Origin of the sequence: Streptomyces sp. NPDC006602 (assembly GCF_042870385.1) — a bacterium.
In the GTDB taxonomy this organism is placed as follows: Bacteria; Actinomycetota; Actinomycetes; order Streptomycetales; family Streptomycetaceae; genus Streptomyces.
In genome coordinates, this window is sequence record NZ_JBIAHG010000064.1 from 1 (window position 1) to 20,663 (window position 20,663).

Here is a 20,663-nt window from a genome sequence, read left to right on the forward strand (position 1 = left end):
AGTCCTGGGGCGCCAAGTATCCGGCGATCGTGAAGCTGTGGTCGGACGCCTGGGCCGAGTTCGTGCCCTTCCTCTCCTTCGATGTCGAGATACGCCAGGTCATCTGCAGCACCAACGCGATCGAGAGCGTCAACGCCCGCATCCGCAAAGCCGTCCGGGCCCGCGGCCACTTCCCGAATGAGGCCGCCGCCCTCAAGTGCGTCTACATGGCGCTGATGAGCCTGGACCCGACCGGCAAGGGCCGCAAGCGGTGGACCATGCGCTGGAAGGCACCCCTGAACGCGTTCCAGATCGCCTTCGAAGGCCGCCTGACCCCGAGCAACAACTGACCACTCAACAACCAAGATCAGCCGTTAAATTGACACACCCTCCAGTGAGATCGTTTCATCTTGAACTCGCAGGTCGGGGCTCTGGCGTGGGTGGAGATTGACTCGCTCGTGCTGGTCTAGGACGTGATCATTAGCAGGTGATCGTCTGTCACGGGCCGGTTCGCGGGTTCTGGGGTGGTCCGCTTGAGGCGTCTCGTAGGTTCTGCAACGGGAGGGAGGCGCATGGTGGACGTGCTGACGTGGACGATCGAGCGGCGGATGCGACTGACTGAGCGGGCCGAGCTGCTGCGCAAGGAGCTGGCGGAGGTTGACGCCGAGCTGGGCCGGCTGGAGGCGGCCGAGGTGGTGTTCGGGCAGTGGGCCGAGGCGACGGACGGGGGACGGCGGCCGTCGGGCATCGTGGAGCCGGAGCCGGAGCCGGAGCCGGAGCGCGTCGCGGCTGGGCCGGGTGCGGGCGGGATGCGGTTGGTGCCGGACCGTGTCGAGGGGATGGGGCTGGCGTCCCTGACCTCGGAGTCAAGCGCCGAACACGGCGAATGACCGAGCGGATCAGCTCGCGCTATCCGCGGCATGGGCGGACGGGCTGTCCTTGCGAAACCCATTGGTGCCCGGCTTGCTCCTCTGATGGGCTGACGTCCCGCCGTGAGTCTGCTGTGTGACGGAGGTAGTGGTTGTGACGGAATATGACGTGCTTGCCGAGGTGTACGAATGGCTCATCTCGGATGCAAAGTTGCCTCCCGCCGAGTTCGCTGCGTCGTTCGATGACGTCCTCAGTCTCCTGCCGTCGAACGCTCACGTCCTCGACTGTTCGTGCGGAACCGGACAGTTGGCGGTTGGCCTCGCCGCTCGTTGCATGCAGGTTGTCGCAACTGACGCCAGCGAAGCGATGGTTCGCCGGACTGCAGAGCTGTCTGAGGAGTTCGGGGCCTCCGTCCGGGCCGTGCGGGCGAACTGGGAAGAGTTGCCCGATCATTTCGAGGACGACACGTTCGACATGGTGTTCTGCGTTGGCAACTCGCTTCACCATGCCGCGGGCGCGACAGGCAGGGGTGCTGCTCTGGAGTCGATGTCACGGCTTCTGCGCCCTGGCGGGCGCTTGGTGCTCACATCCCGCACCTGGGAACTCGTGAGGGCCAGAGGTTCCCGGCTGGACATCAGGGACCGACTCGTCCGGCGAAACGGTCGCGATGCCGTCGTGGTCTACCGCTGGGAGATTGCGCCGCATTGGGAGGATGAGCACCACATCGAGATTGCGATCGCCCAAGTTGATGCGACTGGGCTGGTTCTTGTCCGCTCGGAACTGCTGTCCTGCTGGCCCTACCGGTACGAGGAACTCGAAGTCGAGCTGCACCGGGTCGGACTCCGGACGGAAGTGAGCACGTTCGATCTTGAGGCCGAGAACTACATGGTGGTCGCGAGCAAGGTATAGACACCGGGCTCTCAGTCCCTGGCAGGACCGCGCGGTTGCTCGCAGGACGCTTGCGCCCTCTCATCGGTGCGGGTTCAGGCGGTCAACGCTACGCCTCGGACGAGGAGTCATGCTGCGTGCATTACGGCGAGCGGACACGGCGGCCCGCGCAGCGCGCCCAGGGTTCTGCAGCCTTCTCGGCATGCAGGAACGTGACTTGGTGGCTGTACCGGAGTACTGGTACACGACCTCGTCGAGGCGGATCTCGTCCACGCGTTCCGGGATGGTCAATTCCCCGCGCTTGGGGGCGCGTTCGGTGGCCATGTCGAGGAAGGACCTCATGTCGGCCAGGTAGAGCGAGGTGTGGAACATCGCGGCGCCGTGGATGACGAACTGGGAGAGCGAGGCCAGTGTGGTCTGGACAGCGACCAAGGCGGTGGCCGCGACCGGCAGGGCGACCCGGCCGGTGGTGGCCAGCCAGGCGAGGGTGGCCCAGGTACCCAACTGGAAGATCCCGCCCAGCGCACTGGTGGCCAGGACGATGCGGAGCATCCGCGGGGCTGCGGTCAAGGTGCGCTGGTCGATCCGGTCAGACAGGGCGCGATACCAGTAGATGAGATAGTCGGTCATGCCGTTGGCGCGGACCTCGTCGCCGTAGCGGGAGTACGTGGCCCACCAGCGCATCATTGAGCGCACGTTGCGGTCACCGACGTTGAGGTAGTGGGTCTCGTAGTCAACGCGTGCGGACAGCACTGTCCCGGCGCCGGCCGGGAGCACCGCCAGCAGGAGCAGAGGCAGCATCAGCGGGTGCAGCGCGGTGATGACCCCGCTCGCGGCGATCATGCGGATTAGGGCGGACATGAACCGTTGGGCATCCTGCACCATCATCCGGGTGCGGGTGACACCGACTTCGGCGGCTTCCTGCCGGTCGGCGAATCCGTCTTCGCCGTATGCGGACGGCTCCACGCGGCACACGGCGGCGACGAGTGCAATGTCCGCTTCAGTCATCAGCAGCGGTGTGATCCGTCCGTCGGCGTACGAGGACAGGGCGCTGCTGATGCGGCCGATGCCCGCAGCAGTCGTCACCACGATCAGGGCCGGCAGTGCGGCGTGCAGACGTTCGGAGACTGTGCCGGTGCCGAGGATGTGTGTCATTGCGAGAGCGGTGTACGCAAGGACGACTGCTGCCGCGACACCGGTAAGCAACTGACAGGCCAAGAGCAGCACGACGCCGGTCCTGTCGACGGCCCACGCCATCCGCGCGGTATGCCCGAGCACGGAGGGAAGGCGTCGGCACATTGCCCCGAAACTGGCATCGGCCAGCGGGTTCTTCCCATACTTGCCCTCGAAGGTGATGCTGGCCGGGAGTGGAGGGGGGCGGCGTCTCCTCGTTCGCAGTCGAGGCGTTAGTCACAGTCACCTGCATCCCTCCTTGGGGGCTGTGCCGCACCTGGATGGCTCGGCAGTGCACGGCATAACGACACACCACGGCATTCGAACGCGCTCGATTCCGGCCGCGCCGGAGCCCTTGAACCGCAAGGGGCCGAACACGTGGCCGCTGTGCTGGGGCCACCCACGGGCGGCGGGGATTTGGCCGAATCGCCGATGTCTGAAACGCCTGTGACGCATGAGGTTTCCGGCGGGATAGCTCATCGCGACACCGGGCATCACCTCGACCAAAATCACCCTCGTCCAACTGTGCAAGCCCGTTTCAGACGGGCAACGTGCTGGCGGATCGTGTGGTCGCTCGTACACAGCGCCTTGGCGAGTTGGCCGCTCAACCCCGTGAGGAATGACCCGGCTCCGAGTGCGCAGGCGCGTATGAGAAGGAAGTTGACGATGAAGCGTCATGTGGCACCTTTGACGGCGCGAGGGCGGAGCGGAGCAGTGCACCGATGTACTCCTCGAACCGGTACGTTGGTGGCCGCGGCGACCGCCACGAGAACCTCGTGCTCAGCCGCATCCAGAAGGACGCGCACGCGGCGCCCTCTGGCAAGGCGGAGCAACTCGGGAGTGTAGGACTGCCCCAGACGCTCGCTCAGCAGTCCGGCAAGGAGTTCTGGGACAGGCGGACGCGGCTTCTCCCCGAGGCGAATCCACCGGCCGACGCGTGAATGGTCGATGGCGACTCCGCGATATCCGTCCTGTTGAGCGCGATCGTTGATCAGGCGGGCAGTCTCGTGGTTGCTCCAGCCGACCGTGGCGATGGCCAGGACGAGGGGGTAGTTCGGTGTGCTCAACGTGTGCCTCCGGAGCGATTGAGGCTGAACGCAGGCGAGGGACGGGGGTGCGAATGGGTCCGCACCCCCGCGAAGGCTAGAGAGCGGAAGGCCTGAAGCGGGACGGTGACGGTGCGCCGCCCAACAGGCGGGTGGCAATGGCCAGTTGAGGCGGCAAAAGTCGCCCCTGAGGAGGCTGTTTCATGGCAGAGACCGCAGTCCCCAAGATCGTCCCGAGTGTGTCGGCCGGCGAGCCGGTCGACCTGACTCGCCCCCACTTCGTCGGGATCGCCGGCACGGGCATGCTGGCCGTGGCGCGCGTGTGTGCAGAGCGCGGATTCGCCGTATCCGGCAGCGATGTCAGGGTCTCGGAGCAAGTAGAGAAACTGGCAGGGCTGGGCGTGGCCGTGCACACCGGGCATGCTGGCCGTCACGTTGAGCCGCATGGGACAGAGCCCGTCGTACATGGTGGGCGCCGACCTCGAAGGCCCCAGTAGCGGAGGCCGCACGGGCGAGAGCGACCTGTTCGTCGCCGAGATCGACGAGTCGGACCGCACGCTCCTCGGGATGGGCGTGGACGTGGCGGTCGTGACGAACATCGGGTACGACCACCCGGAGAACTACGCCAACGCGGCGGAGTACGTGGACGTCTTCGAGAAGTTCGTGCGGAGCCTCGGTCCGGGCGGCATCGTCGTGCTGAACGCCGACTCTCCCGGCTGCCGCGAGTTGGAGTCGCGGCTGCGGGGCGGGGCCGGACCCCAGGTGGTGACGTTCGGTGAGTCGCCCTCGGCGAACTGGCGCCTGACGCAGCTGGCCAGTGCGGGCGGGCGCAGCTCCGCGCTGCTGCACGGGCCGCAGGGCCAGGAGTTCCACCTGGGACTGCGCATCCCGGGTATTCATCAGCTGCTGAACGCCGCGGCGGCGATGGCCGCCCTGGATGTCCTTGGCCAGGACCTCGACATGGCAGTGGAGCAGCTGGGCTACTTCGACGGCGTGCAGCGGCGGATGACCTCGGCGGGCATGATGGCGGCCGTGCGGATCTTCGACTCCTACGCCCACCACCCTGATGAGGTCGCCGCAGACCTGAGGGCCTACTAGGAAATAAACGGCATTTCGCCTACATCAAACGCCCTCTCAGGAGGAGAGCAGGCCGTTGGTGGCGGCGCGTGTCAGTTCCGGATGGCTCAGAACGTCGGTGCTGTCGACGAACTGGTCGACGGTGCCGATCGTCGGCAGGGAGCTGATGTCCGGGTCGGTGATGCGAGTGCACAGCGCCGCGGTGAAGCGTTCGGCGTGCAGGACCTGAAATGGTCTGGTGTGGTAGGGCCGCGTGGCGGCGTCCAACAGGGTCGGTGATGCCCAGCTGGTTGTGTGTGGCCGCGACGGCCTCGTAGGCGCGGGCCAAGTGGTGCTCGCGGGTGTGCCAGTCGGTGGCGGCGAGGGCCGAGGTGAGGACCGGAGTGAGGGCGGATGCCTGGGGAGTGCCGGCGAAGGCGCTGCCGAGCCATTTGCTGTACGGCGGGTAGCGGCGCTCCATGAGTAGGCAGAGCCGCATCAGATCGCGTACCAGGCGGGCGGCGACGATAGCGGAGCCGAGTTCGTCGCCCACTTCGCCGCAGCGGCCGACGAAGGCTTCCTCCCAGCAGGCCGTTCTCGCCGCGGGCGGCGGCCGCGAGTCTCGGCTTCTTCCTCGGTGAGGCGGTCGGCGGCGATGAGGCCGCCGAGGGTGTAGGCGGCACGGTTGAGGGTGTCGGAGAACCCGGCGCCCTCTGTGCTCCGGTTGGGCGACGTCGCCCTGGACCTGGTGGTGCTCGCCCATGCCCCCAGCGGCCGTCCCGGCTCGGAACCCCGTAGCCTCAGTCACCGCGCACATCGGCGAGGACGACCTCGAACTCCTCCAGCCCGGTCACGGTGACATGCGCCTTGGCGGCCCCCTCATGCCGGGCGGCCGCCTGGCCGGCGCGGGACGCGCCAAGGGACTCGTGGTCGGTGAACACGGCGCCGACCAGCCCGCGTCCCCGGTCCCGGTCGATGAGCAGGGACGCCCTGGCCAGCCCCGGGAGCGTTTCGAGCCTGGGGATCACCGACGCCCGGAACGTCTCGGCGAACAGATCCGCGTCCGAGGGGTCGAACTCCACCCTGGTGACGCGCAGCCCCGCTCCCGCCTCCGGCTGCCGGACCGAGTGGAAGACCGCCGCCTCGTAATTGTCGATCGCCGTTGTCGCCGCGAACCGCTCCAGGAGCGCCGTTCGCCGCTCGCGCAATGCCTCGTCGCTGTTCCTCCGTGCCTCCTCCGACTCCCACCAGGTCACCGCCAGCAGCTTTCCGAGCTCCCGGTCCACGAAAATCCCAAAACCCCGGAATCCAGGCTGCTGACCGAGCAGTTCACGGCCCTCAGTGCTGAGTCCCTCGATGGCCGTGTCGATGTTTGCCGGATCGCCGGTCGCGTAAAGCGTGCGTACGAACATGACGCCTCCCAGAAGCCACGCGCACATCCGGAACCTCTGACATGGCCAGTCTTCTACCTGGGACGAAACTGGGCAAACCGTACCAAGCGAGCTGTCCCCTCAAACTCCACGATCACCTGCTGGCACCAGGAAGCAGGTGACCTCTGACAGGTGATCTTGACCGTTTGCCAGGTGAGTTTGACCAGGCAGGCAGCCCGCCCTTCCTCGTTAGGCTCAGTCCCTATGACTGGCACCGACAGCGCGCACAAGCACCGCTTCCTCGTCCTGCACGACTACGGCATGGGCGGCTCGTGGTGGTGGATCCATGCGCGGTCTGCGCGGGAAGTCCTCGAAACGTTCGCCTGGGTCGAGGTCGTCACCGACCCGGAGGTGGTGGCACGGTTCGAAGGCGCCGAGCTGGAAGAAGTCGGCATCGACGCTCCTCTGCTGCCTCCTGGACTGGACAGCCTGCGTGCCGAGCGTGACGCGCAGCGTGGGCATGAGGGTTTCGGCGCGCTCGCGGGCCGAAACATCGTGTACTTGCGGCGGCCATGGGACGACGAGGACGACGAGCCGGTCGTCTACTTGATGGAAATCGGGCCCGATGGGCGTCGGGTTCGCCAGGTGGAGCTCGCCGAGGATCGCACCGCCCTGCGCAGTGGTCCTGACGACTGGCCGTTCAACCCGCCGATCGTTGACCTCTTCGATCCCGCGCTGGCGGGCCAGGAGATCAGCCGGCGCGAGTTCGAGGACCAGTGGGCAGGGGCCCACCAGGTAGGCCCCGACATGTAGGGCCCAGGCCGCAGCAGGTGAGATTGACCGTCCGAGACAGGCGGGTTCGTCTTCGACTGCGTCGGGATTCTCGTAAAGAGCCAGCTCGGCCTGTTGCGCGCGGGTGTTCCTGGCGTGGCAACGGGGCACTGCGCGGGCTGGTCGCGGGTCGGATGAACTGGGTGCCGCAGCCGGGGGGGTCTCCCCACGTGCCGGGCCTGGTCAGGCGCATGGTGCCGAACCCCAGCCGAGAGACCGGCTTCCCGGCGATGCTGATGGTGCCAGCGGGCGGGGCCTGATTCATACGGCGGCCTCCTTCAGGCAGAGCTGCACGGTCTGCTCAATCGCGTGTGCCTGGCTGTCGGGATCGCTGGTGACCCGCTGGTGGGGGATGTCGTCGTTGGCCAGGAGACGGTGCACGTGCTGGTCGACGAGCCGTCGATAGCGGGCGTCGTATTCATGGCCGGTATCGACGGGCACGCTCTCGTCGAGCACCGTCGCGAACAGCAGGTCGTACTTCGGCAGTTGCGTGGAGGCGAGCATGAGGAGGCGTTCGCGCTCCAGCCGCGGCGGGACTTCACCGCGGTACTCCAGCGCGGCGTGGTAGTAGGCGATGGCGTCGTGAGCGGCCCGGTCCACGAGGACGACCTCGGCGCCCTGAGCGACCGCGCCGATCTCGTCCGCGATGCCCTGCGTGCTGATCCACTCGGTGGACTGCGCGGTGTGGTGCTGCATCTTCGGCAGGCCTGCCGCTGCGGCGCGCTTGGCGAGTCGGCCCGTACGCGCCACAGTGACCCCCTGGGCGCGCAGCTCCATCTCTATGCGCTTGAAGAGCGTCGTCTTGCCGGTGGAGTGGGTGCCGAGCACGCCAACACGGATGATCTGGACGGGAGTCACCACAGGGTGGGGTCCTTTTCTGGTTCGGGGGCGCCGGGCAGGCTCGGCGGCACCGCGGCGGCGATGAACTGGTCCCAGGTGTCGTATTCAGCGGCCATGGCGAGCAGGAGCTGCGCCGTGGCGTACGCGTCGTACGTCGCACGGTGTCGGCCTGTGTGCGGGGCCTGCGTCAGGTCTGGCCCGACGTGCTTGATCAGCGCGTCGAGGCTGTAGGCGGGCAGGTCCTTGTATGTGGCCTTGGCGAGACGCAGGGTGTCGATGGCTCCGACCGGCTCCCATCCCGGCAGGTGACGGCCCAGCTCCCGGTACTCGACGTGTGCGTTGTGGGCGGCGATCCACGTGGTGCCGAGGAAGCTACGGACGGTGTCGGCGATCGTCAGCCACGTGGGGCAGTCCGCCAAGAGGTCATTGGTCAGGCCGTGGATGCTCGCGGCGTGCGCTGTCACCGGGCGTTCGGGACGGATCAGCCACGCCTTGGCCGTCGTCGTATCGGGCTGGCCGTCCACGATGGGCAGAGCCGCGATCTCGACGAGGTCGGGCGGGTTGGTCCCGTTGCCTTCGACGTCGACGACGAGCAGCGGGGGCCAGGTGGCGAAGTTCATGGGGTGTCGGGTCCGTCCTCCGCCTTCCAGCCGATGGGGGCCCGGCCGTGTTGGCGGTAGTGGTGGGGCTTGGCGCGGTCGTGGCACTGGTAGCCGAACCCGTGCTGAAGGAAGTAGCGGGGCGGCTCGTCCAGTCCCTCCACGACGATGGCACGGTCGTTGATCTCAACGTCGCCAATCGCGCCGAGTGCACGCGCCTCGCGGGTGACCTCCGCCAGATCGGGCTTGACCCACGCTTTCGCGCACGCAGCGATCTGGGCGGGCGGGCAGATGTCGCACAACTCCCGCACCCCATAGTGGCCGTTGTAGTCGGCCTCATCGTGGGCGTAGGCGACCCCGCAGCTCGTCTTGCGGAACAGCGTCCCCCACGGCGCCCCTTCGGGGAGTTTCGCCGAGTCGAAAGCGCCCAGGATTCGCTGCTCCGCCTCCTCCGGCATGATCTGCCGCCGGGCCGTGTCCTCGTACGGCATCGGCATGCCGTGCTCTTCGTAGTAGGCGGCTATCTCCTCGCGGAAGAACAGACCAGTGAACACGGTGGCGTGCGCGTGCAAAGACAGTTCGCGGGCCCGCTCGATGTGCTCGCCGGAGTCGTTGAGGCCCGGCACGATCGGCCGCCAGTACAGGACGGTCCTGTATCGCTCCGCGTGCTCGTACAGCATGCGCAAGCTGTCGGCGGCGATGGAGGAGTTCACCGGCTCGATGGCCGGGTTGTCGATGCCGGAGTGCGTGACCAGGACCGTCAGCCGCAAGTTCTTCAAGCCGTTGAGGATGGCGCAGTCCTCCGCGCTCACCCGCCACCGGGTGATGACCAAGACGTGGTTGGTCAAGCCCTGCTCGTCGAGCAGCCGAAGCACCTCGAAGACGTGCGGCTTGACCACCGGAAGCATCGGGTCGGTGGCCCGGTTCAACAACTGGATCGGCGTCTTGTGCGGCCGGAAGTACGGGTGTGTGACGAGCTGGGCGACCGCGGCATGGTCGCTCATCAGCCGCCGCGGGGTCTTCATACCGAAGTTGTCGAAGAGGTGACAAACGCAGTAGCCGCACTCCAGCGGACAACCGACGATGTGGTTCACCGACAAGCCCGACTTGCGGTATTCGATCACGTCAGCGAGCTCGGGCTCCAACTCGCTGATCTGCTCGGTGGTCAGGAGCGGCAGAAGACGACGAGCCGTGGTGGGAGCAGTCACGGGACCCTCCAGGGGCTGGTGATGGTCAGCGGTCGGCAGGCGCGGGCTGAAGCGGCACGCCGGACGGGGAGGTGAGCAGTACGCGGCGGGCGGCGCCGAACCAGGTGCCGAAGTCACGGCGGGCTGCATCCGGGTCGTCCGAGGTGCGGACGAGGTTGTGCACGAGGCGTTTCTCCGCAAGGGCGGCCTCGAGGCTGTCGTTGCCGTAGTCACCGCGGATGGTGCCGGCGGCGGCCCGGGTTGGGTCGAAGTGCCCGATGAGCTGACGTAGCTGGGCGTGGATGCCTGGCTCGCCGTATGCGAGGGCGACCGTGACCGGCTTGCCCGCGTACGCGTCATCCAGACAGGCAGGGATGTCGCGGTCGGGGAACCAGTCGGCCTCAACGAGGAGATCCCAGTAGTGCACGTGGGCCTGCCACGGCTGCACCATGACGTCGAGACGGCTGGCAACGGTGCAGCCGGCAGCGCTGATCCGCTCGAGTACGGCGTCAACCAGGCCGCGCTCCACTGCGTCCGGCTTGCACAGGATCACCGAACACCGGTCGAAGTCGGAGACCTGCAGCCTGCGGCCGGGCCCCCACCATGTGCCGTATTCACGGCGCGCACTGGCCGGATCGTCCGACGTGTGGACCAGGTTGCGAACGAGGCGCTTCTCCATGCGCGCGGCGGCGAGGCTGTCATCGCCGAGGTCGCCGCGGATCGTCCCGCATACCGCCCGGGTCGGATCGGTGTGGCCGCTGAGCTGTCGGAGCCGGGCGTGCACGCCGGGCTCGCCGTGCGCCAGGGCGACGGTGACCTTCTGGCCCGCATATGCGTCGTCGATGTAGGAAGGCACGTCGCGCAGGTCACGCCGGCCGGTGTCGGCCAGCAGATCCCGGTAGACAACGTGCGGTTGCCACGGCTGAGCGACCAGGTCTAGGCGGTCCGAGACGGCGATACCCGCATCGGAGATCATCCCCAGGATTCGGTTGACCAGTCCGCGCGCCACAGCATCCGGCTTGCACAGGATGACCGCCCGGCGGTCGAAGTCGACGCCCTCAACCACGGCGCCGCTCATCGGCTTCCCACCCCTCACTGTGCACCCCCGGCCGCGGCCGCGGCGCAGGCCGGCCACTTGCGTTCCATGAGCCAGCGAAGGCCGGGGTCGAGCGCGCCCATGAGGCCCGGGTCAACGGCCACGGTCTGGTCGTGCTGGATCTGCCGGTACAGCTCGAACAGCATGACCACCTGCTTCCAGTACGGATCCAGGCCCAGGCCGCGGATGTGTTCGGCGTTGTAGCGGAGCTGGTTCGTGCGCAACGCCTCTTCGTGTTGCAGGACGTGCGCGATGGTCGCCCCCTCGGTGCTCTCTGGCATCGCCGGGAACAAGAAGGCGGGCGCATCATCGTGAAGGAGAAGACGTCGGACAGTAGGCCGCAGTCGAGATCGTTCGCGCGCATGTTGCAGACCATGTGCAGCCGCCCGTCCCGCGGGAGCAGGTGCAGGCCGGCCAGACATGCGACGTCGGGATTGTCGCGGTTGGCGAGCTCCTTCGCCCTGAACACTGGCAGGTATCCGCGCTTGCTGTCGGGTTCGTTCGATAGCAGTTCCATCACCTCGTCGAACTGCGACTGTTTGGCGCTGCTGGCCGGGCTGAACAGGGTGTGGCCGTAGGCGGATCCGCCGAGGCGAATGCCGTCGGCGCTGCTGGCGCGCATCGACGGGGCGTAGTAGCCGATCATTTCCAGGTCGCGGCGTCTGGCGAGGTACCAGAGCGCTTCCGCGAACTGGAACACCGGGTTCGCCTTGCGCTCGGCCAGGTACGGCAGGCGCTGACGGGGATCGGTGAGGCGGAATCCCACGCCGATGACCTCACGGGCCTCGTTGCCGCGAGCCGCGATGTGGTGTTCGGACTCCTCGGTGGCCAGCCGGAGAAGGGCCACGTAGGCGCCTTCCACGCTGGTGAACTCGGGGGTGGTGTGCATGTGACCTCCAGGTCAGGGCCCCCGGTGGGCACTCCAGTTGTGCGTGTGTCCCGGCGCGGGGGCGCTCGGATGCTCGGGGGCAGGCATGCTGAGCAGTCGTCCCCGCGCCGGGTCTTGGCGCCGTCCAACGGTCCGGGGCATGGCAGCCGAACCGCCGGACGGCCGTCTATGGGGCCGTCTGTGACAGCTCTCGCAGCAGCTCGTCCAGGCCGAGGACGCGGAAGGAGCCCAGGCGGCGGATGAGTTGGGACGCGAGGAAGGTGGCCAGGTTCGGGTGCCCGTACGGCAACGGTTTGTCGGGCTGTGCCACGGCCATCACTCGGCGGCCTTCCCCTCGGCCGTAGAGGGTTCCGTGTACTCCGTACAGGGGTGCGCTCTGGGCAAGGAAGACCATCGGGTTCTCCTCAAGATGCGGGCACAGCTTCGCGGCGGCGCGGGCATGCTTGGGACACACGGGCGGCTGGTTCGTGAGGATCGTCGACTCGGTAGGGTCCTGGTCCTTGGGCCCGGCGAGGAAGATGAAACCGAGGCGGGTCCGCGCGGGTGTGGTGCAGACCTGGCAGCGCATGGCCTGCATCGTCATGATCTGCCGATGCGGGTGCATCATCTTCCACTGAGGCTTGCCCGTCGGCCGACCGCGCTCGTCCACGGGGTTGAAGGAGCACCGCGCCACCAGCACACCCCGCATGTCCCTGTCCCGAGCGGGGTCCTCGTCCATGTAGTGGAGCCGGTGCCGGCCCGGAGCGTACTGGACGATGACGAGGTTGTCCGGCGCGGCCTCTTCCCCTTCTCTCTGCGTGATGAAGGGGACTAGGCCCGGCTCGGTCACGGTGCGCACAGAACGGCTCGTCTCTCTCATCTGTCTGGGTGGACTGTGCGTGAACAGCGGGCCGAGGGTCACGTCTCCTCCTTGAGGCACTGGTTTTCCACCAGGCGCTCGAGCAGTTCGTTGAGCGTCCACGCCATCCGTCGGACGTGCCCGACTGCCCTGCGATGGTCGCCGGGCAGATCCTCGGAGCAAACAGTGCGCGCCTGCTCGACAAGGAGGGCCACCTGCGCGTCTCGCTCGTCCACCTGGACGGTGACTGCAAGGTTCACGAGCCGCATCAGGTGCCCGCGGAGCCTCTGCGCGTGCTCGTCGACTTCGTCCACGCCCGGCATGTAGTCGTCCAAGACGGCCGCGACGTCGTCGAGTAACAGGGCGTCAACGTATGGCGCCCATCGCTGAATTTTCTCGAGGACTCTCTTCAGGCCCGCCTCGGTGCAGGGCGGTACGGCTGCCCGTACGGGATGGTCCCAGCCGGGGGCAAGGGCGGAACCTGTCGTCACCGCGCCTCCTCGGGCAGGGCGAGACGACACCAGGTCTCGGCGCCGGCCTCGCGAGTTCCCCAGTTCCCGTCCTTCTCCTTCGCGACCGCTGCAACCAGCTCGAGGCCGCGCCCTGACTCGGCGTTCTCGCCCGCCTGCTTGGGTCTCGCCGCACCCGGCCTGCCGTCGATGACGGTGATCTCCAGGAAGTCGCCGTCGACGGCCATGGTCACGCGGACTTCGTCGGTGCCGCTGTGGACCACGGCGTTCGTCACCAACTCGGAGACGACCAGCGTCGCCTCGTCGATCAGGGCGTCCAGGCCGCAGAACCGGAGCCGTGAGGCTGCGATCCGGCGCATGGCGCCCACGCGGCCCGCGTCGTCACGGCGGAGCAAGGCACCGGGGCGGCGCGGCTCGACTTCGATTCTCTCGTTCATCACGTCCCCGTCGCGGCAGGCGACCGCGCGAGGGGTGCGTACGGCTGTCGACGCTCCGGCAACTCTGGGGGGCATGGGGGGAACTCCCTGATCCACGAATGTGCACGTCCGGGCACTCTCAGCGAGGGCTGTTACGAGCGTTGCAACGGGCGTGCAGACGGCTCTACCCCCAGATCGCCCTCGGGGTTTGGTGCAAAGTTGACGGTCTTCCTCGGCTCTTCCTCGGACCTCCCTCGGAACGGCTAAGTACCGTCTGGACGGGGCACCTTGATGAGGACAGCGTTCTACCGTCGGGGCAGTGACGTACCAGGCGGATAAATGGGAGGCGAGCGCCGTGTTGTTCTTCCGCTACACCCTCGAAACACGCGGCATACGAACCCCCGAGGACGTCTTGCCGCTCTACAGGAAAGCGGCCGCGAGGCTCGGCTTAGAGAACGTGGACCCAGCTTCAAAGACCGTCGAGGGATGGTTCTACGACGGCAGGAAGCCACAGCGGACCTTCCGGCCGGTCATCGTCGAAATGCTGGGCTACAGCATCGATGACCTGTGGACCGAGGTCCCCGAGGGCACCACACCGGACTTCGCTCCGCTGACCGGCGCGTCACCAACTGCACTCCACGCCGACGCCGAAGACGACGTGGACCTGAACGAGATGAAAAGGACGGGCGCGATGGCTGTGCAGCGCGCAAAGGAATTTCTCCTAGGGCAAGACCGCGAGGTGGTGGGCGAGGACACGCTCGGTCTGCTCGACGACGAGGTGGGGCGCCTGGTCGCCGCATACCCGCGTGACCCCCTGTCAACCATCTGGGGCGACCTGCTCGAGACCCAGGACCAGGTGTTCCGCCTTCTCGAGGGCGGCAGGGTTCGGCAGCTATCACATTTGCGCGACCTGAACGTCAAGGCCGCTGTGCTGTCTTTCCTCGTCGCCAAGGGCTTCAACGATATGGAGTCCCCCCACCAGGCCATGACCATGACCCGCGTCGCCGCCTCCTGCGCCCGGACCGCCGAACATACGGGGCTCATCGCTCTCACCGACGGGCTCAAGTCGCTGATCGCTTACTGGGCGGACAAGCCCGAGGACGCGTACCACTACGCGAGCCAGGGAGCCGCAACCGCTGCCAGCCTGCGCGGCACCGTCGGGCTGTGGCTGCTCGGCCTCCAGGCCCGTGCCGCCGCGGTCCTGGGCGACGAGGAGACGGCGCGCGCCGTAAACCAGCAGGCCGACGACCGGCGAGAGCACGTCGTCCACGACGACCTGGACCGGCTCGGTGGGCTGTTCACGTACGCCCCGGAGAAGCAGCTCTACTACGCGGTGGAGTCGGAGGCGCTCCTCGGCCACGGGAACGCGCTGCTCGCCGCGCAGGCGGAACAGGCCGTGCAGGGCTTCAGCGATCCCAACTCCCCGAACTGGGCGTTCGGAGACCTCGCCGGATCGCAGTGCGACCTGTCGCTGATCCGGCTCTTCAGCGGTGACGTGGACGGCACGGCAGCAGCTATTCGGCCCGTGCTGGATCTGCCGATCTCACACCGGAACAACGGGATCGTCGTCTCGGCCCTGCGTGTCCGCCAGGCGCTGATGACCAGCCCGGCGCGTACGGCCGTTGTAGCCCGCAACCTCCGTGCGGAGATCGAGGCCTTCCCGACGAGTCGGCCGGCGCTGCCCCGCGGGTAGAGTCCCCGCATGTACCCGGTCAAGCGCTCCAGCCCACGGCTCGTCCTGCGCGAACTCGCCATCGAGGACGTCGACGCGGTGCTCGTCATCTACGGCAGTCCCGAGGCCACGGAGCACCTGTCGTTCGAGCCCCGTACCCGCGAGCAAGTCGGCGAGATCGTCGCCCGGTCCATCGCCTCGGCCACAACGAAGCCGCGCAGTGAGTACGCCCTCGCCGTCGTCGAGCGGGATACGAACGAACTGATCGGGTTCGGCCGACTCGCTATGGATCCGCACCAGCAGCGCGCAGCCACGTTCGGATTCGCGCTGCGCCCGGATGCTTGGGGCGTCGGCTACGGCGTTGAGACCGTCCGCCTACTCCTGGGTCTCGGATTCGAGGACCTCGGCCTACACCGCATCTGGGGTGCACGCTCCCCGCTCAACGAAGCATCGGCGAAGACCATGGCATCGGCGGGCATGCTCCAGGAAGGCACCATTCGAGCCCACATCCAGAAGGCCGGCCGATGGCGTGACTCGGTCGTGCACTCGATGCTCGACGACGAGTGGAAGCCCTAGTGTCTGAGACCTCACACCACCGAGACCGACTCGCGCCAGGGCCCGACCTGCTGTTCTGCTACGGCACGCTGCAGTTCGGGACGATCGAGCACGAGTCCGTCGAGGAGCCGTCCGGTGGTGCGATGCCGTCGGCCGCGTCGGACGAACAGCTCGTCGCGATGCGGTCGACCGGGCCCGCAGCGAGGGCCTGCAGCTGACCGGCGAGGGTGGCTGTTGCAGCAACTGACAAGCGAGTGCTGGAGTCCGCGTTGGAAGGCGAGATCACCGACCATGTCGGCTACGAGAAGCATGATCCGGCGGGAAGAACAACGGCAACAGCCGCAATGGCACTCGTGCGAAGACCGTGCTGACGGACGTCGGCCTGGTCGAGGTCAGAGTGCCCCGGGACACCGCTGGCAGCTTCGAGCCGCAGATCGTCAAGAAGCGGCAGCGCCGCCTGTCCGGCGGGGACGAAATGGTGCTCTCCCTGTCCGCGAAGGGCCTCACCCACGGGGAGATCTCCGCGCATCTGGCCGAGGTCTACGGGGCGGAGGTGTCCAAGCAGACCATCTCCACGATCACCGGCAAGGTGATGGAGGGAATGGCAGAACCGTCCGCTCGACCGTGTCTATCCGGTTCTGTTCGTGGACGCCATCAACGTCAAGATCAGGGTTTGTCGACGATCTTGTGATCCGGACGGTTGAGCAAGAACGGGCTTCACGAAATGTCCCCGGATACAGCCTGGCGGCTGGCCCGGTTACGGTTGCACCCTGACGAGGTGCCCTACCGCAACCATGGCCACGGCCCGCCGTCTTGACCATCGCCGGTGCCGGAGCCACATCACGCGAAGCCCCTCCTCGGTCACTCGGCCAGCAGTCGGCGGAGCCAGCGAAGCCGGGCCGCGCGGGTGTCCCCGGAGAGGGCAGCCTGCGGTACGAGACCGTCAAACCCGTGGAAGCCGCCCGGCCACACATGCAGCTCGGCGATGCCGCCCGCCTGCCAGATGCGGCTCGCGTAGGCGACGTCCTCGTCCCGGAAGGTCTCCGCCGAGCCGACGTCGATGAACGCCGGGGGAAGACCGGACAGGTCGTCCGCGCGGGCAGGCGCGGCATAGGGCGAGACGTCAGCGGTGCCGCACGCCTCACCCAGCAAGGCCCTCCAGCCGGTCTCGTTGGAGGTCCGGTCCCACACACCCAGGCCCGCCATCTGATGCGCGGACGGTGTGTCGTTGCGGTCGTCGAGCATCGGGCACATCAGCACCTGACCGACAGCGCGCGGGCCTTTGCGGTCGCGGGCCAGAAAGGCCACCGCCGCGGCGAGCCCGCCGCCCGCACTGCCGCCCGCCAGGACGATGCGGTCCGGATCACCGCCGATCTCCTTCGCGTGCTCGGCGTCCACAGCAGCCCCGCGTAGCAGTCCTCCACCGGGGCCGGATGAGGATGCTCAGGCGCGAGCCGGTACTCCACGGACGCAGCTCCGCACTGGCGCAGCCTGGCGCTCTCCGGCACTGACGAGGACTTCCGGGCCTTCCACGCCGAATTCATCCGGCGACTCCCCAACGAGAGTTCCCTCCGCACCACCGCCAAGCCGTGGTTCATCCATCAACTCCGTGTCATCGCACACACCATCCAGGACGCTGCGGAACACTCCGCCGGGAGACAGCCCAACCGTGACTGAGACCCCGCAACTGGCCACCCCGAGCGTCGCAGTTGGCCACAGCGGCGGGGCGGGCTGAACGGACCCGAATGCCGCAGCAAGCCCTTACCATGCTCGGTCATGACCGATGACGTGCTCAACTACTCGCTGCCCGGGCCCTTCACGTCTCTGGACGCGAGCCAGCTCCCGCTCATCGAGGGACTACCAGACGATCCCGTCGGCATCTGCGCCGCAGTTCAGGGCCTGGTCATCCAGCCCACGGACGCCGCGGCGTCAGGGATTCCTGAGGACCGGATCGCTGAGAAGAACATCCGGCCGGTCAACGAACTGATTGCTGCGCTAACTGCCCTGGATCCGGCTCCCCTGCACCGGCCTCGAACGCCCGAAACGCGGGTGATCGGCACCTGCCGACACTTCGCCACGATCGCCTGCGCGATCTTGCGGACGAGAGGTGTCGCCTCCCGCGCCCGCTGCGGTTTCGGCACCTACTTCCAGGAGGGGCGCGGCTTCGACCACTGGATCACCGAGTACTGGGACGACGACCAGGGCCGATGGGTGCGCGTCGACACCGAACATCTCGGCAAGGACTTCGTCGCCCGCCCAGACGATCTCGCTCCGGGCGAGTTCCTCACCGGCGGCGAGGCATGGGCTCAATACCGAGGCGGCATGATCGATCCGCACACGTTCGGCACGGCTGGCACCGATCATGCCTGGGGACCGCATGAGATCAGCGGCAACGTCGTCCGCGACCTCGCCGCGCTCTGCAAGCAGGAGACCCTGAACTGGGACGAGTGGGGCCGCATGACCGCGGCTTACGAGGGCAAGACCGGACCCGATTACGACCAGCTGATCGACGTGGTCGCCGATGCCTGCTCCAAGGATGATCCGCTGGCCTTGACCCGCCAGTTCGCCCACCCGGACCTGGCCGTCCCCCAGCACATCACCGGTTGAGGCCGACCCACGACTCCAAACCTGCTGGCTCAGGTTGAGCGAGACAACCTCGGGATTCGTGTCTCACTCAATCTGAACCACCGCTGGTCAGAGAGCCTTGATGTCTCAGACGCCATCCGTTTTTTCCGAACGTGATCGTTTGGTTCGGTTTGGGTGGGCATGAACTCCGGCTGGCGGCGGGATAGATGGGCGTGGTTCGTCCGTTCGTCTCGCTTGTGGAGGTGGCTGGTGCCGTCGGTGCTCGGTCTGCTGGAGGCCCGGGAGAAGAAGGTCCGGGAAGAGGTGGCACGGCTGCGGGAGGAGGCCGAGCGGGTGCAGGCCGCGCTCGGCGAGGCGGAGCGGGCACTCCAGCGTCTTGCGGATGCCCGTGTGACGGTGTCCGAGGTGCTGGCGGAGCCGCCTGTCGCGGTCGCGGAGCCGGTGGTGAGTGCGGTGGCGGGGTCGGTGGTGCCCAGACGGGCCGAGGGCATGACAGCGACGGTCCTGCCTCCGGACTACCAGCGGATCATGTCCGTGCTGGAGTCGGATGCGGCCCGGGAGGGTATGCGGTGCCAGCAGCTGGCCGCAGCCCTGGGCCTTCAGGCGGTTCCGGCGAAGGTCGAGGGGCTGCGGTCGAAGGCGAAACGCCTGGTGGAGCGAGGGTGGGCGCTCCAGGTGCGGCCGGGGGTGTTCACCCCGCTCGGGGCGCCGGCCGGCTGAAGGCGCCTGGCCGGCGCCCGGCCAGGCGGCTGCTCATGAGCATGGTCATGGACCACAGCACCATGGCCTCGTGCATGGCGGGCAGTGTCTCGTAGTCGCGCACCAGGCGACGCGAGCGCATCAGCCAGCTCAGCGTTCTCTCCACCACCCACCTGCGCGGCAGCACCACGAACCCGCTGGTGTCGTCGGTGCGTTTGACGATCTCAAGGGTGAGCTGGAGCTTCTCGGCCGCCCAGTCGACGAGCCGACCCGCATAGCCACCGTCCGCCCAGACGAGGCGGATGGAGAAGTACATGGTGCGCAGCCGCTCCAGCAAGGGCAGTGCGGCGTCGCGGTCCTGCACGCTCGCCGCACTCACCACGACGGCCAGGACCAGGCCGAGGCAGTCCACCACCAGGTGCCGCTTGCGGCCGCCCACCTTCTTCCCGCCGTCCCACCCGGACGTCGAGCGCGGAATGTTCGCCGCTGCCCGCAGTGACTGCGAGTCCACGATGGCGGCCGTCGGGTCCGGCGAACGGCCTTCCTTCTGGCGCACCTTGTCGCGCAGCCGGTCGTGGAGCTCGGCAAGCAAGCCCGTCACCTGCCAGCGGCGGGCGAACGCGTGCACCCGCCGGTACGGCGGGAAGTCACAGGGCAGGTTGACCCACTTGACGCCGTTGTCGACTACATAGCGGACCGCGTCCAACATCACGCGGTGGCAATAGCCCTCCGGCCGCCCGCCCCGCCCCTGAAACCACGCGGGGACCGGCAGCAGCGGCCGGATGACCTGCCACTCCGCCTCTGTCAGGTCGGAGCCGTAACACCGCACGCGGTCCGGCCCGTCCGCCGCGTTGCCGAACCTGTGCGCGAGACAGTCACACGCCGGAGATGGGAGGAATTGTCAAATCCTGTGGACTGACCGGACAGTCAAATGACCGGTTGATCAAGCAAGCGGCTTGCGGTAACGGACGTACTCGTTCTGCCGCCGGAACCCCACACTCTCGTAAAGATCGTAGGACCGGTGCGGATTTGCCGTGCCCGTGAACAGCCGCGCAGTAGTTGCACCCTGCTCGCGAAGACTTCGCAGCCCATCCAGCAGCAGGACCCGGCCGATTCCTAGGCGTCGTTGGTCCGTCCGGACACTCAGCTCTTCGACCTCGCCCACAGTGTGGTGGTGACGGCGGATGGAGCAGAGGGCGACGCCGACCATGTCCTGCTCGTTCCATGCTGCTCTCCAGCATGCCGGGTCAGCGGTGTCGACGAAGTCCTGGAAAGTCCACTTCTGGGTGAAACTGGTATCCGCATACGAATCGACGACTGTCTTCCAGGCTGCACGGTAGTGGCTTGTCCCGATCGGCCCCGTCCGTATCCCGGCCGGCAGTTCGCTGCCCAGCTCGGGCAACTGCTGGAGATCGCCTAGCTTCAGCTCGACCAGGCTGAAGACACGTCGGTAGTCGGATGCGAGCAGTAGCGCCGTGGCGTCCTGTTCGGAGGCCATGGCGTTCGCGCCGATCACTGCCGTGCGGGCCGTTCCATGCTGTTTGACGAGCTGGCGGATCCGCTCTTCGGCCCAGCTCAGCATGGCTGAGCCGATTCCCTGACG

At 67.5% G+C, this 20,663-nt stretch carries 23 protein-coding genes and 5 pseudogenes; 13 read left to right on the forward strand and 15 right to left on the reverse strand.

What is annotated here, in order from left to right; all coding sequences use genetic code 11:
* From ACFYO2_RS47940 to ACFYO2_RS47950, 3 genes are all read left to right on the forward strand, one after another.
* A partial coding sequence (locus ACFYO2_RS47940) for a transposase (RefSeq protein ID WP_388363403.1) occupies positions 1-329 on the forward strand: 329 nt, incomplete at its 5' end.
* 222 nt (positions 330-551) lie between these two features.
* The gene (locus ACFYO2_RS47945) at positions 552-869 is read left to right on the forward strand and encodes a hypothetical protein (protein WP_388363405.1); all 318 of its coding nucleotides are present in this window, start codon (positions 552-554) and stop codon (positions 867-869) included.
* A 133-nt stretch (positions 870-1,002) separates the two neighbouring features.
* Positions 1,003-1,758 carry a class I SAM-dependent methyltransferase gene (locus tag ACFYO2_RS47950; protein ID WP_388363457.1) on the forward strand — a complete coding sequence of 252 codons (756 nt, stop codon included), beginning with the start codon at positions 1,003-1,005 and terminating at the stop codon, positions 1,756-1,758.
* A 207-nt stretch (positions 1,759-1,965) separates the two neighbouring features.
* Here the strand turns inward: ACFYO2_RS47950 and ACFYO2_RS47955 are convergent.
* Positions 1,966-3,163: pseudogene (locus tag ACFYO2_RS47955) on the reverse strand (ABC transporter ATP-binding protein); the annotation flags it as partial.
* A gap of 469 nt (positions 3,164-3,632) precedes the next feature.
* Here ACFYO2_RS47955 and ACFYO2_RS47960 point away from each other — a divergent pair.
* From ACFYO2_RS47960 to ACFYO2_RS47970, 3 genes are all read left to right on the forward strand, one after another.
* Positions 3,633-3,851 carry a hypothetical protein gene (locus ACFYO2_RS47960; protein ID WP_388363408.1) on the forward strand — a complete coding sequence of 73 codons (219 nt, stop codon included), beginning with the start codon at positions 3,633-3,635 and terminating at the stop codon, positions 3,849-3,851.
* Positions 3,852-4,258: 407 nt separating this feature from the next.
* Positions 4,259-4,453, forward strand: coding sequence for a Mur ligase domain-containing protein (locus ACFYO2_RS47965; protein ID WP_388363460.1), 195 nt, complete (start codon positions 4,259-4,261; stop codon positions 4,451-4,453).
* The gene (locus tag ACFYO2_RS47970; protein WP_388363410.1) at positions 4,401-5,054 is read left to right on the forward strand and encodes a Mur ligase family protein; all 654 of its coding nucleotides are present in this window, start codon (positions 4,401-4,403) and stop codon (positions 5,052-5,054) included. Before ACFYO2_RS47965 ends, ACFYO2_RS47970 begins: the two co-directional genes overlap by 53 nt.
* Before the next feature lie 36 nt (positions 5,055-5,090).
* Here the strand turns inward: ACFYO2_RS47970 and ACFYO2_RS47975 are convergent.
* Positions 5,091-5,595: pseudogene (locus tag ACFYO2_RS47975) on the reverse strand (DUF4037 domain-containing protein); the annotation flags it as partial.
* Between the two features lie 217 nt (positions 5,596-5,812).
* Positions 5,813-6,424 (reverse strand): hypothetical protein, encoded by a 612-nt coding sequence (locus ACFYO2_RS47980; protein ID WP_388363413.1) that lies wholly within the window; start codon positions 6,422-6,424, stop codon positions 5,813-5,815.
* A gap of 222 nt (positions 6,425-6,646) precedes the next feature.
* Between ACFYO2_RS47980 and ACFYO2_RS47985 the strand changes: the two genes are divergently transcribed.
* On the forward strand, positions 6,647-7,195 hold the full coding sequence (locus ACFYO2_RS47985; RefSeq protein WP_388363415.1) for a hypothetical protein: 549 nt from the start codon (positions 6,647-6,649) through the stop codon (positions 7,193-7,195).
* Between the two features lie 279 nt (positions 7,196-7,474).
* On the opposite strand, the gene ACFYO2_RS47990 is transcribed toward ACFYO2_RS47985, so the two are convergent.
* The 9 genes and pseudogenes from ACFYO2_RS47990 to ACFYO2_RS48030 form a co-directional block, all read right to left on the reverse strand.
* Positions 7,475-8,074 carry an AAA family ATPase gene (locus tag ACFYO2_RS47990; protein WP_388363417.1) on the reverse strand — a complete coding sequence of 200 codons (600 nt, stop codon included), beginning with the start codon at positions 8,072-8,074 and terminating at the stop codon, positions 7,475-7,477.
* Positions 8,068-8,673: an exonuclease domain-containing protein gene (locus ACFYO2_RS47995; protein WP_388363420.1), complete on the reverse strand. Its 606-nt coding sequence runs from the start codon at positions 8,671-8,673 to the stop codon at positions 8,068-8,070. The genes ACFYO2_RS47990 and ACFYO2_RS47995 overlap by 7 nt, the downstream gene beginning before the upstream one ends.
* Entirely contained in the window at positions 8,670-9,860 is a 1,191-nt protein-coding gene (locus ACFYO2_RS48000; RefSeq protein WP_388363422.1) for a radical SAM protein, read from the reverse strand. Before ACFYO2_RS48000 ends, ACFYO2_RS47995 begins: the two co-directional genes overlap by 4 nt.
* Positions 9,861-9,885: 25 nt before the next feature.
* Positions 9,886-10,917, reverse strand: coding sequence for a nucleoside-diphosphate kinase (locus ACFYO2_RS48005; RefSeq protein WP_388363425.1), 1,032 nt, complete (start codon positions 10,915-10,917; stop codon positions 9,886-9,888).
* 14 nt (positions 10,918-10,931) lie between these two features.
* On the reverse strand, positions 10,932-11,216 hold the full coding sequence (locus ACFYO2_RS48010) for a hypothetical protein (RefSeq protein WP_388363462.1): 285 nt from the start codon (positions 11,214-11,216) through the stop codon (positions 10,932-10,934).
* An 86-nt stretch (positions 11,217-11,302) separates the two neighbouring features.
* Positions 11,303-11,824: pseudogene (locus ACFYO2_RS48015) on the reverse strand (thymidylate synthase); the annotation flags it as partial.
* Between the two features lie 166 nt (positions 11,825-11,990).
* Positions 11,991-12,662, reverse strand: coding sequence for a hypothetical protein (locus ACFYO2_RS48020; RefSeq protein ID WP_388363428.1), 672 nt, complete (start codon positions 12,660-12,662; stop codon positions 11,991-11,993).
* 59 nt (positions 12,663-12,721) lie between these two features.
* Positions 12,722-13,153, reverse strand: a complete 432-nt coding sequence (locus ACFYO2_RS48025; RefSeq protein WP_388363431.1) for a DUF6415 family natural product biosynthesis protein — start codon at positions 13,151-13,153, stop codon at positions 12,722-12,724.
* The gene (locus ACFYO2_RS48030; protein WP_388363434.1) at positions 13,150-13,644 is read right to left on the reverse strand and encodes an ATP-binding protein; all 495 of its coding nucleotides are present in this window, start codon (positions 13,642-13,644) and stop codon (positions 13,150-13,152) included. Before ACFYO2_RS48030 ends, ACFYO2_RS48025 begins: the two co-directional genes overlap by 4 nt.
* 361 nt (positions 13,645-14,005) lie before the next feature.
* On the opposite strand from ACFYO2_RS48030, the gene ACFYO2_RS48035 reads away from it, so the two are divergent.
* From ACFYO2_RS48035 to ACFYO2_RS48050, 4 genes and pseudogenes are all read left to right on the forward strand, one after another.
* The gene (locus ACFYO2_RS48035; RefSeq protein ID WP_388363437.1) at positions 14,006-15,241 is read left to right on the forward strand and encodes a hypothetical protein; all 1,236 of its coding nucleotides are present in this window, start codon (positions 14,006-14,008) and stop codon (positions 15,239-15,241) included.
* 9 nt (positions 15,242-15,250) lie between these two features.
* Positions 15,251-15,796 carry a GNAT family N-acetyltransferase gene (locus tag ACFYO2_RS48040; protein ID WP_388363440.1) on the forward strand — a complete coding sequence of 182 codons (546 nt, stop codon included), beginning with the start codon at positions 15,251-15,253 and terminating at the stop codon, positions 15,794-15,796.
* The gene (locus ACFYO2_RS48045) at positions 15,796-15,993 is read left to right on the forward strand and encodes a hypothetical protein (RefSeq protein WP_388363443.1); all 198 of its coding nucleotides are present in this window, start codon (positions 15,796-15,798) and stop codon (positions 15,991-15,993) included. The genes ACFYO2_RS48040 and ACFYO2_RS48045 overlap by 1 nt, the downstream gene beginning before the upstream one ends.
* Positions 15,945-16,446: pseudogene (locus ACFYO2_RS48050) on the forward strand (transposase); the annotation flags it as partial. The gene ACFYO2_RS48045 and the pseudogene ACFYO2_RS48050, both read left to right, overlap by 49 nt.
* A 190-nt stretch (positions 16,447-16,636) precedes the next feature.
* On the opposite strand, the pseudogene ACFYO2_RS48055 reads toward ACFYO2_RS48050, so the two are convergent.
* Positions 16,637-17,253: pseudogene (locus ACFYO2_RS48055) on the reverse strand (alpha/beta hydrolase fold domain-containing protein); the annotation flags it as partial.
* Between the two features lie 298 nt (positions 17,254-17,551).
* On the opposite strand from ACFYO2_RS48055, the gene ACFYO2_RS48060 reads away from it, so the two are divergent.
* Positions 17,552-18,382 (forward strand): transglutaminase-like domain-containing protein, encoded by an 831-nt coding sequence (locus ACFYO2_RS48060; RefSeq protein WP_388363445.1) that lies wholly within the window; start codon positions 17,552-17,554, stop codon positions 18,380-18,382.
* A gap of 228 nt (positions 18,383-18,610) precedes the next feature.
* Positions 18,611-19,081 carry a hypothetical protein gene (locus ACFYO2_RS48065; RefSeq protein ID WP_388363448.1) on the forward strand — a complete coding sequence of 157 codons (471 nt, stop codon included), beginning with the start codon at positions 18,611-18,613 and terminating at the stop codon, positions 19,079-19,081.
* Here the strand turns inward: ACFYO2_RS48065 and ACFYO2_RS48070 are convergent.
* The gene (locus tag ACFYO2_RS48070; protein WP_388363451.1) at positions 19,053-19,889 is read right to left on the reverse strand and encodes an IS5 family transposase; all 837 of its coding nucleotides are present in this window, start codon (positions 19,887-19,889) and stop codon (positions 19,053-19,055) included. The two genes, ACFYO2_RS48065 and ACFYO2_RS48070, sit on opposite strands and share 29 nt — an antisense overlap.
* A 114-nt stretch (positions 19,890-20,003) precedes the next feature.
* Positions 20,004-20,663, reverse strand: a 660-nt coding sequence (locus tag ACFYO2_RS48075; RefSeq protein ID WP_388363454.1) for a GNAT family N-acetyltransferase, incomplete at its 5' end; no start/stop codon positions are given.

Excerpts from the sequence above, each read along its gene's own strand:
- ACFYO2_RS47945 (WP_388363405.1), top strand. The coding sequence starts at position 552 with ATGGTGGACGTGCTGACGTGGACGATCGAGCGGCGGATGCGACTGACT.
- ACFYO2_RS47960 (WP_388363408.1), top strand. The coding sequence starts at position 3,633 with ATGTACTCCTCGAACCGGTACGTTGGTGGCCGCGGCGACCGCCACGAG.
- ACFYO2_RS47965 (WP_388363460.1), top strand. The coding sequence starts at position 4,259 with ATGCTGGCCGTGGCGCGCGTGTGTGCAGAGCGCGGATTCGCCGTATCC.
- ACFYO2_RS47970 (WP_388363410.1), top strand. The coding sequence starts at position 4,401 with ATGGGACAGAGCCCGTCGTACATGGTGGGCGCCGACCTCGAAGGCCCC.
- ACFYO2_RS47980 (WP_388363413.1), bottom strand. The coding sequence starts at position 6,424 with ATGTTCGTACGCACGCTTTACGCGACCGGCGATCCGGCAAACATCGAC.
- ACFYO2_RS47985 (WP_388363415.1), top strand. The coding sequence starts at position 6,647 with ATGACTGGCACCGACAGCGCGCACAAGCACCGCTTCCTCGTCCTGCAC.
- ACFYO2_RS47995 (WP_388363420.1), bottom strand. The coding sequence starts at position 8,673 with ATGAACTTCGCCACCTGGCCCCCGCTGCTCGTCGTCGACGTCGAAGGC.
- ACFYO2_RS48005 (WP_388363425.1), bottom strand. The coding sequence starts at position 10,917 with ATGAGCGGCGCCGTGGTTGAGGGCGTCGACTTCGACCGCCGGGCGGTC.
- ACFYO2_RS48010 (WP_388363462.1), bottom strand. The coding sequence starts at position 11,216 with ATGCCAGAGAGCACCGAGGGGGCGACCATCGCGCACGTCCTGCAACAC.
- ACFYO2_RS48030 (WP_388363434.1), bottom strand. The coding sequence starts at position 13,644 with ATGCCCCCCAGAGTTGCCGGAGCGTCGACAGCCGTACGCACCCCTCGC.
- ACFYO2_RS48040 (WP_388363440.1), top strand. The coding sequence starts at position 15,251 with ATGTACCCGGTCAAGCGCTCCAGCCCACGGCTCGTCCTGCGCGAACTC.
- ACFYO2_RS48060 (WP_388363445.1), top strand. The coding sequence starts at position 17,552 with ATGACCGATGACGTGCTCAACTACTCGCTGCCCGGGCCCTTCACGTCT.